This is a genomic window from Pantoea sp. Acro-807 (assembly GCF_011752675.1).
GTDB lineage: Bacteria > Pseudomonadota > Gammaproteobacteria > Enterobacterales > Enterobacteriaceae > Pantoea > Pantoea eucrina.
This window is the reverse complement of record NZ_VWXE01000001.1, coordinates 1213438-1225587: the sequence shown is the minus strand read 5'-3', so window position 1 is coordinate 1225587 and position 12150 is coordinate 1213438. Positions and strand designations below refer to the sequence as shown.

The window sequence follows — 12150 nt, the reverse complement described above, 5'->3', positions numbered from 1 at the left end:
GGTGTGTTAATGCGCAACGTGCCATATCTGGAACGGGTAATACGGTCACGTAAACGCTTAAAGCCCGGAAAGGATTTGCTGCAACGGCGAGAGGTTAAGCCCGCGCGCCACAAATCCGCGAATCCATTTCGGGGCAAGCTCCAGCACCTGACGAGCGTCGGACTCGGTGTCAAATTCAGCAAACACGCAAGCGCCGGTCCCGGTCAGGCGCGACGGCGCGTATTCTAGCAGCCAGGAAAGCAGCGCATCAACCTCACGAAAACGTTTTCTTGCCACAGCTTCACAATCATTGTGAAAAGGCAGGCTCAACAGTTCATCTAATGTGCGTATCGGTGAATTGCGCGTCAGATCGGGATCGCGGAAGATATCGGGCGTGGCGATACTCACGCCCGGATGCGCCACCAGATACCACTTTTCTGGCGGCGAGGCGGGCTGCAGCAGCTCCCCGACGCCTTCGGCAAACGCAGCGTGGCCGCGCACAAACACCGGCACATCGGCACCCAGCGTGACGCCCAGCGCAGCCAGTTCATCTGTGCTCAGCCTGCACTGCCACAGGTGGTTCAGCGCCACCAGCACCGTGGCGGCATCCGAGGAGCCGCCGCCCAGCCCGCCGCCCATCGGCAGTTTTTTTTCCAGCGCAATCTGCGCGCCCGCGCGATCGTCAAGCGTGCCTTTTGCCACCGCCGCCTGCTTCAGCGCCCGCGCCGCGCGTATAATCAGGTTGTCAGCGTCCGCCACGCCGGCCAGCGGCGTCAGCAGGCTGATGCGCCCGCTGCGGTCCGGCGTCATCTCCAGCGTATCGCCGGCATCAAGAAACTGAAACAGCGTTTGCAGATTGTGGTAGCCGTCAGCGCGCTGGCCGGTAATGTAGAGAAACAGATTAAGTTTTGCCGGAGCGGGCCAGGTGGTCATCATTGCAGGGTCCAGCTATCCATACGCAGTTTGATACGCTGGTCACCTTCGGTCAGCTCCAGATTAGCGGGCAGAGAGGGCGTGACTTTCGTGTCGTAGTCGCCGATAGCGACGTGCCACTGCTGGCCGTTGCGGCTGTAGCTCAGGCTTTTCAGCTGGTAGCTATTATTGAGCTGATAATCGGTGGCATCGCCCGGCAGACCCATCATCCATTGCCGCAGGTTGGCCAGCGGAATATCCATGCCGGTGAGCTGCGAAATCATTTTCTCAGCATCGTTGCTGGTGTAGCGCTTGCCCTTGTTGTCAACAATCTGCACCACGGAGCCCTGCGCATCCAGCTGCAGTTCGGTGCTGCCCAGCGGGTTGGTCAGCAGCAGACGATAGCGGTCAGGGGCGGTCTGCTGCCAGTTGAAGCGGGCGTAGACCTTCTGTTTATCGGACAGATAAGCAAAGGCGCCGCGCGTCTGATAATGGCTGATACCGGCTACCTGCTGCTGGTGCTGTTGCCACTGCGGTGCGGTGGTAGCGGGCCCTGCGCCCTGCTGCGGTTTGTTGATGCTGCAGGCCGCCAGCAGAACGCTGGCAAGGGGTAAAAGGCGCAACAGTTTGCGCGTGGGCAATGGCATCACGTGGTCATCTCCTCAGACACGTTTTTAATTCGTAACCGATAACGCTAACTGCCCGTCTGAGAACCGTCAATGCCGGCCAGCGGAAAATTGCGCACGATCAGTTTAATCTTATCACTGTCATAGTCTTTGTATGGCTTTCCATGATCTGCCGCATCTTGTAGAATGCGCTTCACAAAACCAGACAATCAATGGGACTTCCCAGCCGCAATCACATGACGCTCCTGGCACTCGGAATCAATCACAAAACTGCTCCTGTCGCTCTGCGTGAACGCGTGTCGTTTACGCCGGACACGCTTGACCAGGCGCTGAACAGCCTGCTGTCGCAGCCAATGGTACAGAGCGGGGTGGTACTCTCGACCTGTAACCGCACCGAACTCTACCTCAGTGTAGAGCAGCAGGCGGATTTGCAGGAGAAGCTGGTGCGCTGGCTATGTGATTATCATAATTTGCCGGAAGCGGACGTGCGCAACAGCCTTTACTGGCATCAGGATAACGCTGCGGTCAGCCATCTGATGCGCGTAGCCAGCGGCCTCGATTCGCTGGTACTGGGTGAGCCGCAAATCCTCGGTCAGGTGAAAAAGGCGCATGCCGACTCCTCACGCGACCGGGCGCTGACCAGCGAGCTGGAGCGTATGTTCCAGAAAACCTTCTCCGTGGCCAAGCGCGTGCGGACCGAAACCGAAATCGGCGCCAGCGCGGTCTCTGTTGCGTTTGCCGCCTGCTCGCTGGCGCGGCAGATATTTGAGTCGCTCAGCACCGTTAATGTGCTGCTGGTCGGGGCGGGCGAAACCATTGAGCTGGTCGCACGCCATTTGCGCGAGCACAGCGTAAAAAAACTGATGATCGCGAACCGCACCCGCGAACGTGCTCAGCTGCTGGCTGATGAGGTGGGTGCCGAGGTGATCAACCTCGCTGAGATTGAAACCCGTCTTTCTGAAGCTGATATCATTATCTCCTCTACCGCCAGCCAGCTGCCAATTATTGGTAAAGGCATGGTGGAGCGTGCGCTGAAAGCGCGACGTAATCAGCCGATGCTGCTGGTGGATATCGCCGTACCGCGCGACGTTGAGCCTGAAGTGGGCAAGCTGCCCAACGCCTACCTCTACAGCGTCGACGATCTGCAGGCGATCATTGAGCAGAATATGGCGCAGCGTAAAGCGGCAGCCCTGCAGGCGGAAAGCATTGTCGTGCAGGAGAGCGGAGAGTTTATGGCGTGGCTGCGCGCGCAAAGCGCCGGCGAATCGATCCGTGAATACCGCATGCAGGCAGAGCAGGTGCGCGCTGAACTGCAGGAGCGTGCGCTGGCTGCGCTGCGGCAGGGAGCAGACGCAGAAAAAGTGCTGCAGGAGCTGGCACATAAACTCACCAACCGCCTGATCCATGCGCCAACCAAATCACTTCAGCAGGCCGCCCGCGATGGCGATGGCGAACGCCTGCAGATCTTACGCGACAGCCTCGGTTTAGAGTAATCTCCGCTGTCACGACCTATCACCGGGATACCTACAATTAGATGAAAAGCTCGATTATTGCCAAGCTGGAAGCGTTACAGGAACGCCATGAAGAAGTGGAAGCGTTACTGGGCGATGCCGGCGTGATTGGCAATCAGGAACGTTTCCGCGCGCTGTCACGCGAATATGCCCAGCTGAGCGATGTGACCCGCTGCTTCCGCGACTGGCAGCAGGTGCAGGATGATGTGGATACCGCTGAAATGCTGCTTGAGGACCCGGAAATGCGCGAAATGGCGCAGGACGAACTCAGAGTGGCGCGCGACAAACGCGAGGTGCTTGAGCAGCAGCTGCAGGTGCTGCTGTTGCCGAAAGATCCGGATGACGAACGCCCCTGCTTTATTGAGGTGCGTGCCGGAACCGGCGGCGACGAAGCGGCGATTTTTGCCGGCGATCTGTTCCGGATGTACAGCCGTTACGCTGAAGGGCGGCGCTGGCAGGTAGAGATCATGAGCGCCAATGAAGGCGAGCATGGCGGCTATAAAGAGGTGATCGCGCGGGTGACGGGCGAGGGCGCTTACGGGCGGATGAAGTTTGAGTCGGGTGGTCATCGCGTTCAGCGCGTGCCGGAAACTGAATCGCAGGGGCGTATCCACACCTCGGCCTGTACCGTGGCCGTTATGCCGGAGCTGCCGGAAGCGGAACTGCCGGACATTAATCCGTCCGATCTGAAAATCGATACCTTCCGCTCCTCAGGCGCGGGCGGGCAGCACGTCAACACCACCGACTCGGCTATCCGCATCACCCACCTGCCTACCGGCATTGTGGTTGAGTGTCAGGATGAGCGTTCACAGCATAAAAACAAAGCCAAAGCGCTGGCGGTGCTGGGTGCGCGTATTCACGCAGCTGAGATGGCAAAACGCCATGCGGCTGAGGCATCAACCCGGCGCAACCTGCTTGGCAGCGGCGATCGCTCCGACCGTATCCGCACCTATAATTTCCCGCAGGGACGCGTGACCGATCACCGCATTAACCTCACGCTTTACCGGCTGGATGAAACCATGGAAGGCAAGCTGGATACGCTGATCGAGCCGATCGTTCAGGAGTATCAGGCCGATCAGCTCGCCGCGCTGGCCGGACAGGATTGATGGAGATCCGCCGCTGGCGTCAGCTGGCTATGACGGCGCTGAGCGGAGGCGAAAGTCCGAAGCGGGACGCCGAGATCCTGCTCAGCTTTGTGACCGGCAAAACGCGCAGCTGGCTGCTGGCCTTTGATGAGCACCCGCTGAGCGACGCACAGCTGGCACAGCTGGAGCAGCTGCTGGCGCGCCGTCAGCGGGGTGAACCGATCGCTCATCTGACGGGCGAGCGGGAGTTCTGGTCGCTGCCGCTGCGCGTCAGTGACGCCACGCTGATCCCGCGTCCGGATACTGAAGTGCTGGTGGAACAGGCGCTGCTGCGTCTGCCTGCGGGACCCTGTCACGTGCTTGATCTGGGCACCGGCACCGGTGCTATTGCGCTGGCGCTCGCCAGTGAACGACCTGACGCGCAGATCACCGGCTGCGATCGCATTCCCGCTGCCGTTGCGCTGGCGCAGGAGAATGCGGCACGGTTGGGTCTCACCAACGCCCGCTTTCAGCTCAGCCACTGGTTTGACAGCCTGCCTGCGACCCGTTATCACCTCATCGCCAGCAACCCACCTTATATCGACATGGACGATGCGCATCTGCTGCAGGGCGACGTGCGTTTTGAGCCGCGCAGCGCGCTGGTAGCCGATGACGCCGGACTGGCTGATATTCGTTTTATCATTCACAGCGCCCCGGCGTGGCTGCAGCCGCAGGGCTGGCTGCTGCTGGAACACGGCTGGCAGCAGGATGCCGACGTGCGCACCCTGATGCTTGAGCAGGGCTATCAGCAGGTTACCACTCTCAACGACTACGGCGGCAATCCGCGCGTGACGCTTGGGCAATATGCATAAAGGGGCACTGGATGGCCAGCTGGTATCCGCAGATTAAGCAGTTTCATATTTTTATCGTGATAGTCAGCGTCAGCCTGTTTCTGCTGCGCTTTTACTGGCTGACGACCGCTTCAGGCTTGCTGCAGCAGCGCTGGGTGCGGATTGTGCCGCACCTGTGCGACACGTTTTTACTGCTGAGCGGCGCGCTGCTGGTGATAATTACTCACTTTTATCCTTTCACACCACAAGGAAGCTGGCTGACGGAGAAGCTGTTAGCGGTTATTATCTACGTCGCCTTGGGTTTTGTGGCACTGAGTCGTCGTCCGCGGAAGCTGAGCACGCGCTGGATCGCCTGCCTGCTTGCGCTGGTTGCTCTGCTGTTTGCAGGCAAACTGGCGATGACCAAAATGCCGATTTTGGGGATAGTATGACCTCATCAGTAGAATTTGATTTTAATGAATCACCGTTAAGTGAAGCGGTTATCGGTGCAACCTGCGCCATCCGCGACGATTTTTCCGCCCCTTCGGTTCAGCAGCAGCTGTCAAAGCTGGTGGAAGAAGCGCGCGACTATATCAGCAGCGCCACAGATGCCGATCTGCGGCTGGAAAAGCTGCTGGAGCTGTTCTATCGCGAATGGGGCTTTGGCGGCGCCAGCGGTGTCTACAACCTTTCAGATGCGCTCTGGATTGATAAAGTGCTGAAAAGCCGTCAGGGCACGGCGGTGTCGCTCGGCGTGATACTGCTGCATATCGCCGAGCAGCTGGAGCTGCCGCTGATGCCGGTGATTTTTCCGACTCAGCTGATTCTGCGCGCAGACTGGCTGGATGGCGAAATGTGGCTGATCAATCCGTTTAACGGTGAAACGCTCGATACCCATACGCTTGAGGTCTGGCTGAAGGGCAATATCAGCCCCACGGCCAAACTCTATACCGACGATCTGGATGAAGCCAAAACGCTCAGCGTAATGCGGAAAATGCTCGACACGTTGAAAGCGGCGCTGATGGAAGAGAAGCAGATGGAGCTGGCGCTGAATGTCAGTAAAGTACTGCTGGAGATCGATCCTGACGACCCCTATGAAATTCGCGATCGTGGTCTCATCTACGCCCAGCTGGAGTGCGAGCATATTGCGCTCACTGACTTAACCTATTTTGTTGAGCAGTGCCCGGAAGATCCGGTGAGTGAAATGATTAAAGTACAGATCCACGCAATCGAACAGAAACAGGTCACGCTACACTAAGCGTTGCCGGCATAAGGAAAGGTCATGACAGAGAAAGTAGTTAAAATTGGCGATATCGATGTCGCAAACGATCTGCCGTTTGTGCTGTTTGGCGGCATGAACGTACTGGAATCACGCGAGCTGGCGATGCGCATCTGTGAGCACTACGTGACGGTTACCGACAAGCTGGGTATCCCTTACGTTTTCAAAGCCTCTTTTGACAAGGCAAACCGCTCCTCGATTAAATCGTATCGCGGTCCGGGTCTGGACGAGGGGATGAAGATTTTTCAGGAGCTGAAGCAGACGTTCGGCGTGAAAATCATCACCGACGTCCATGAATCCTGGCAGGCGCAGCCGGTTGCCGATGTGGTTGATGTTATTCAGCTGCCAGCGTTTCTGGCACGCCAGACGGACCTGGTAGAGGCGATGGCAAAAACCGGCGCGGTAATTAACGTTAAAAAACCGCAGTTTGTCAGCCCGGGCCAGATGGGTAATATCGTGGATAAGTTTGCGGAAGGCGGTAACGATAAAGTTATCCTGTGCGATCGCGGCAGCAACTTCGGTTATGACAACCTGGTTGTGGATATGCTGGGCTTTAACGTGATGAAGAAAGTCACCAACAACAGCCCGGTCATTTTCGACGTGACGCATGCGCTGCAGACGCGCGATCCGTTTGGTGCCGCATCGGGCGGTCGCCGTGCTCAGGTTGCCGAGCTGGCGCGTGCCGGTATGGCCGTGGGTATTGCCGGCCTCTTCATCGAAGCGCATCCGGAGCCAAACAGCGCAAAATGCGACGGTCCTTCCGCGCTGCCGCTGGATAAACTGGAGCCGTTCCTGGCGCAGATGAAAGCGATTGACGATCTGGTCAAGAGCTTCCCGGCGCTGGACACCAGCAGCTGACAGCCTCTGGCAAATAAAAAGGCACCCGTAAGGGTGCCTTTTTTGTTTTCGCGGTGTATCCGGTCAGAGCATTATTGTCAGCAGATAACCGGCGAACAGCGCCAGATGTGCCGCACCGTTAAGCACATTCGTTCGGCCGGTTGAAAACGAAATATGGCACAGGATCAGAACGGCGATGAGCATGACCATATGCGGTGGCTCCAGGCCAAAAATCAGCGTCTGACCCGTCAGCGTGGCGATGATACTGACCGCGGGCACGGTAAGTGAGATTGTCGCCAGCACGGAGCCGAAAAACAGGTTCATGGCGCGCTGCACCTGGTTGGTCAGTACCGCCCGGATGGCACCCAGCCCTTCCGGTGAAAGGATCAGCAGCGCGACGAGGAAGCCGGTAAACTGTTCCGGAGCGTTAAGCTCTGTGAGCAGCAGCTCAAGCGGGTTAGCGTTCATTTTAGTCACGCTGATAACCGCAATCAGATGGACGATCAGCCAGATTGTATGCCACAGCGAGCTGTGTGCTGAAGGCTTACCGTGATGCGGATCGTCCCCCTCATCCTCATGCTCATAGACAAACAGGCTCTGGTGCGTTTTGGTTTGAATCAGCAGGAAAACGCCATACATCGCCGCAGAGATAGCCGCGATAATCAGCGCCTGGGCGGTGGTGAAATTGCCGCCCGGCAGGGCGTTCGGGAATACCAGTACCAGAATGGCAAGCGGGAAGATGGCAATCATATACTGTTTGACGCCGGCCAGATTGACGTACTGAGTAGCGAATTTTCTGCCTCCCAGCAGCAGCGCGCAGCCTACCAGCCCGGATGTGACGATCATAATGATGGAATAGAGTGTGTCGCGCATCAGTGCCGGTGCGGCGTCGCCCGTTGCCATCAGCGCAGAGATCAGGCTTACCTCCAGAATCACCACGGAGAGGCTGAGGATCAGCGAGCCGTAAGGTTCGCCCAGCCGGTGAGCCAGCACGTCAGCATGGCGCACAACGCTGAAAGCGCTGCTCAGAATAGCCACCAGTGCCAGCAGATTGATACCGATAACCGGCAGAAGCGCTGTCTGATCGCCAAAAAAGGTCAGCACCGTCAGCGCAGCAACGGGAAGAATCAGCGAAAACTCGCTGTGTCGTGTTTTCTCATGTCCAGGCATTCACCATCCCCATTAGCAAAATGTTTAAAAACCGGCGTCATTGCCTGTTAACTATACGCATTAATTACACTGGCGCAGTGTAGCTTTTCATCACTCGCTGAACAGTTTTTTTACGCGACTTTACTTTTTGCACTTTATTGCTCCTGGTGGTTTAAACAGGAAGTTATTGTCATATTTATATTTCAATTCAGCTAAATATAAACTGCGGTTAAGCAGACAGAGCACAAAAAATGTTGTTTAACGGCTGCAATGACAGGCTTTTTTTTGCCTTATGCAGACCACTTCAGCTATGAGCGGCAAAAGACAGTATTTGCATTTTAGCTAAGCTGTTCCAGACTTTAAGTGATACCTGATACCGGAGGAGCTATGCCTTATTCATCAACCAGCGAACTGCCGGACAGCGTGCGTCATGTGCTGCCGGCTCATGCACAAACCATTTACCAGAACGCGTTTAACAGCGCCTGGGATCAGTACAAGGATAAAGAGGATCGGCGGGGCGACGCATCACGGGAAGAGGTCGCACACAAGGTCGCCTGGGCGGCAGTAAAGCATGACTACGTGAAAGGTGACGACGACAAGTGGCATCCGAAAAAGTAATTGCTGCTGCGGGCCTGAAGAGCCCGCATCATCCCCGGTTTTAATCCTCTCATTATTTTTTCCCGCCCGCCGATACTCTGAAACAGTTCTTTATATGAAAAGCGTCAGGACAATCTTGAAACCGCAGCAATGAATGCATTACTGTTTCTGACTGTGCCGACGCGCGTCGTTTTCAGGATACCGGTTCGGGATCCAGGCGTGCGGGATGCCAGGGCAGTAGAGGAGATCGCAGTGTTAACCCGGGAATTCTTACTTAAAGCCGATTGCAAAACATCCTTTGGTGATATCGATGAAGCACTGCTGTGGAGCTGTGAAAAGCGCGCCGCTTCGCTTTCTGCCACGCTCGCCTGTCGGCCCGATCAAAGTCCGGTGTGGATCTTTGGTTATGGTTCGCTGATGTGGAACCCGGTGTTTGACGCGGAGGAGGTGGCTTCGGGGCGCCTGGAAGGGTGGCATCGTGCGTTCTGTCTGCGGCTCACCGCCGGACGGGGCACCGAGGCCGCACCCGGACGCATGCTGGCGCTGAAAGAGGGCGGCAGCACCAGCGGCCTGGCCTTTCGTCTGCCGGAGGCGCGCCTGCATGAAGAACTGGAGCTGCTCTGGAAGCGCGAGATGATCACCGGCTGCTATCTGCCCACCTGGTGTGAGCTGCAGCTGGAGGATGGACGCTGCGTTACCGCGCTGGTGTTCATCATGGATCCGCGTCATCCGCTATATGAGGATGACTCCTGCCGCAGTACCATTGCACCCCTGATTGCGCAGGCGAGCGGGCCGCTCGGAACCAATGCGCAGTATCTTTTCTCGCTTGAGCAGGAGCTGGTCAGACGCGGCATGCAGGAAGCCGCGCTGACGCGTCTTGCCGCTGAGGTAAGAGCGCTGCAGCAGCGCAGCGCACCTCAGGCTTAATTACCGGGGTTAATGAGCCAGGTACCAGGCTGCTTAATCGTCAGGGCCTGGCTGCGCACCTGGTCGCCATGCCGCACCTCAAGACGATAGCTGCCGGCAGCGAGATTGAGTGACGCAAAACCGCTGCTGGCGGCTTTCACATCCTGCACTTCACCATTCAGTACGACGCTTTCGCCTGACTGCAGCTGCAGATAGATGGTGGCAATGGCAGGCGTACTGGCCGCCGCCGCCGGTACCTTCGTTGCTGCCGGCGCAGCGGCTTCCGGCGCGGCTGCGACAGGCGGCGTCTCACTGTGACGCACCGTCTGCCACACGACCAGACCCACAGCCAGCAGCGCCACAGCAGCCAGCGCCACTATACCCGGCGAGACGCGCCGGCCTGCTGCACTGCCAGCGATCGGCTCAGCGGCGGCGGCGGCGGGATTCACCGCCACCAGCGGAGGTTCCGGTTCAGCGGCGGTCTCCGGCAGCCCGGCGGGCAGGGCAACAACCGGCAGCGGCGTGCTGAGCGCTTCGGCATCGCTCACCGGCAGATCGATAAGCTGCGCAAAGGCGTCGATGGTCTGCGGACGATCCTGAGGCTTCATCGCCAGCGCACAGTCGATGGCGTGCAGCAGCGGCAGGGAATAGCCTTCAGGCCGGGTGACGGCAAGCGGCTGGTAATTATCCTCAATGCAGCGCACTACGCTGACCGGCGGCGCATGGCCGGTAATCAGCGTGTGTAATACCGCCCCCAGCGCGTAGATATCGGTCCACGGACCCTGTTCAACCTCACCCTCTTCGCTATATTGCTCGATCGGCGCAAAGCCCGGCTTCAGCATGATTTCAGTTTCATCTGACAAATTGCCGATCTCTTTACGCGCTGAACCAAAATCGAGCAGTACCGGCAGCTGGTTATCCTGAATCTGAATATTATCCAGCGAGATGTCGCGATGCAGATAGCCGGCAGTATGAATGGTGTTGATGGCACCAAACAGCGGCGGAAGCAGGCGACGGATCCAGGCTTCATCAACGGCGTCAGACTGGCTCGCCTGCCACGCTTTCAGCGTCATACCGCTATAGAACAGCGTGCCCATATAGGCGGTGCCGTTCTCTTCCCAGAAGCGCAGCACGTGCAGCAGCCCCGGATGATTAAAGCGTGCCAGCAGGCGTGCTTCCTGAATAAAGCTGTTGCGGCCCGCGTTGAACAGTTTCTGAAAGCGCTCGCCACGCAGTTCAAGCGACATGTCGGCAGCGCGCACGGCGAGCGACTGAGGCATATACTCCTTGATGGCGATAAACCGTTCCAGCTGGTGATCCCAGGCGCGGTAGACGATGCCAAAGCCGCCCCCGCCCACGACGTCCCTGATTTCAAACTCGTTAAACCGGTAGCCCGCAGGCAGGGCATTAGGGATATGATTTTCGTTTGCCGACATAGTGAGTTCTCTGAACACATCCTGTAGTGCCTGTTGCCGCGGGGCAGCAGGCAGCGATCGCTGATTAATTAATGTTACGCCAGGCACCGATAGCCGGATCGGCGAGATCCGCATGCAGGGTGTCAATCAGTAACACTGTCACTTTTTGCTGTGGCATAAACTGCGGCGACCAGATGCCGCGTAAACGATCGACCTGCGCTTTCACCGTGCTGCTGTCACTGCCAGCTTTTTTATCCATCTGAATCAGCAGGGTACCGCCAAAGCGCCAGACATGCTCCCGCGCATCAAACGGCAACACCAGCCAGCTCCCGGCAGCGTCCGGCCGGGTCACAATCATTCGCTGTTTATTGACCGCGACAATCTCCAGCGGTTTGCTGCCGGTCGCGAGGCTGGCGACCGGATACCCCTGATAAAAGGTCACCGGCAGCGTTGCAGGTTCACCTTTACTCAGCAGCGTTATGCTGGCTGCGCCTTCCAGCCAGCCTTCCGTTGAGCAGCGCTGCGCCGGCGCATCAGGAATAAACAGCGAAGCACCTTTGTCGTCCCACCAGGTGCGGAAATGACAGCCGCCCGGCAGCGCAAAGTGCTGCAGCGGCGTGTTGTCCGCCGGACGGGAGAGATCCAGCGGTGCGGCGGTGGTGGCGCTGGCGCTGGCGGTTGCATCATTCAGGATAATCGGGCGCCAGTTCTGCAGTTTTGCTGCGCTGCCGTTAGCCAGCACGCTGCCTTCTTTGGTCATCATCTGCCACGGCAGCTCGTCAAGGCTGCCGCACTGGTTCGCCAGCAGCGTGCCTACCCGGGGCAGGAAGCTGGTGAGAATGCGCGTGTCGCTGCTTTTACCGGAGACAATACGTAACGGCAGCGTCTCTTTGCACCAGTCGTCGGGCGCTTTACTGGCAACGTTGTCGATCCAGACCTCGAGCGCCAGGCTGGGCGAATAGACCACACGATAATCTTCTGCCTGTGCATTCTGGGCCAGCAGCAGGGCGGCAATGCCCGACAACCACACTTTCATAGGGATCCT

General features: G+C 58.0%; 13 protein-coding genes. 8 read left to right on the top strand and 5 right to left on the bottom strand.

What is annotated here, in order from left to right; all coding sequences use genetic code 11:
• Positions 1 to 57: 57 nt before the first annotated feature.
• Entirely contained in the window at positions 58 to 915 is an 858-nt protein-coding gene (gene ispE / locus F3J39_RS05875; RefSeq protein ID WP_166713930.1) for a 4-(cytidine 5'-diphospho)-2-C-methyl-D-erythritol kinase, read from the bottom strand.
• Complete coding sequence (gene lolB, locus F3J39_RS05870) at positions 912 to 1538, bottom strand: lipoprotein insertase outer membrane protein LolB (protein WP_039384950.1); 627 nt, start codon at positions 1536 to 1538, stop codon at positions 912 to 914. The genes ispE and lolB overlap by 4 nt, the downstream gene beginning before the upstream one ends.
• Positions 1539 to 1753: 215 nt before the next feature.
• Between lolB and hemA the strand changes: the two genes are divergently transcribed.
• Genes hemA through kdsA form a run of 6 tightly spaced genes read left to right on the top strand, consistent with a single transcriptional unit; the run spans position 1754 to position 7059 of the window.
• Entirely contained in the window at positions 1754 to 3010 is a 1257-nt protein-coding gene (hemA, locus tag F3J39_RS05865) for a glutamyl-tRNA reductase (protein ID WP_071668905.1), read from the top strand.
• Positions 3011 to 3051: 41 nt separating this feature from the next.
• Positions 3052 to 4134, top strand: coding sequence for a peptide chain release factor 1 (gene prfA / locus F3J39_RS05860; RefSeq protein WP_071668904.1), 1083 nt, complete (start codon positions 3052 to 3054; stop codon positions 4132 to 4134).
• Positions 4134 to 4964 carry a peptide chain release factor N(5)-glutamine methyltransferase gene (gene prmC / locus F3J39_RS05855; RefSeq protein ID WP_108569400.1) on the top strand — a complete coding sequence of 277 codons (831 nt, stop codon included), beginning with the start codon at positions 4134 to 4136 and terminating at the stop codon, positions 4962 to 4964. Before prfA ends, prmC begins: the two co-directional genes overlap by 1 nt.
• Positions 4965 to 4975: 11 nt before the next feature.
• The gene (locus tag F3J39_RS05850; RefSeq protein ID WP_039384943.1) at positions 4976 to 5374 is read left to right on the top strand and encodes a SirB2 family protein; all 399 of its coding nucleotides are present in this window, start codon (positions 4976 to 4978) and stop codon (positions 5372 to 5374) included.
• The gene (gene sirB1 / locus F3J39_RS05845) at positions 5371 to 6180 is read left to right on the top strand and encodes an invasion regulator SirB1 (RefSeq protein ID WP_039384942.1); all 810 of its coding nucleotides are present in this window, start codon (positions 5371 to 5373) and stop codon (positions 6178 to 6180) included. Before F3J39_RS05850 ends, sirB1 begins: the two co-directional genes overlap by 4 nt.
• A 24-nt stretch (positions 6181 to 6204) precedes the next feature.
• Positions 6205 to 7059, top strand: a complete 855-nt coding sequence (kdsA, locus tag F3J39_RS05840; protein ID WP_039384940.1) for a 3-deoxy-8-phosphooctulonate synthase — start codon at positions 6205 to 6207, stop codon at positions 7057 to 7059.
• Positions 7060 to 7122: 63 nt separating this feature from the next.
• On the opposite strand, the gene chaA is transcribed toward kdsA, so the two are convergent.
• Complete coding sequence (gene chaA, locus F3J39_RS05835) at positions 7123 to 8208, bottom strand: sodium-potassium/proton antiporter ChaA (RefSeq protein WP_039384935.1); 1086 nt, start codon at positions 8206 to 8208, stop codon at positions 7123 to 7125.
• Positions 8209 to 8574: 366 nt separating this feature from the next.
• On the opposite strand from chaA, the gene chaB reads away from it, so the two are divergent.
• Positions 8575 to 8805 (top strand): putative cation transport regulator ChaB, encoded by a 231-nt coding sequence (chaB, locus tag F3J39_RS05830; RefSeq protein ID WP_039384929.1) that lies wholly within the window; start codon positions 8575 to 8577, stop codon positions 8803 to 8805.
• A gap of 231 nt (positions 8806 to 9036) precedes the next feature.
• On the top strand, positions 9037 to 9711 hold the full coding sequence (locus tag F3J39_RS05825; RefSeq protein WP_166713929.1) for a gamma-glutamylcyclotransferase: 675 nt from the start codon (positions 9037 to 9039) through the stop codon (positions 9709 to 9711).
• Here the strand turns inward: F3J39_RS05825 and F3J39_RS05820 are convergent.
• Entirely contained in the window at positions 9708 to 11126 is a 1419-nt protein-coding gene (locus F3J39_RS05820; RefSeq protein WP_104085108.1) for a serine/threonine-protein kinase, read from the bottom strand. The two genes, F3J39_RS05825 and F3J39_RS05820, sit on opposite strands and share 4 nt — an antisense overlap.
• Positions 11127 to 11190: 64 nt before the next feature.
• The gene (locus F3J39_RS05815; RefSeq protein WP_071668903.1) at positions 11191 to 12141 is read right to left on the bottom strand and encodes a hypothetical protein; all 951 of its coding nucleotides are present in this window, start codon (positions 12139 to 12141) and stop codon (positions 11191 to 11193) included.
• Between the last annotated feature and the right edge of the window lie 9 nt (positions 12142 to 12150).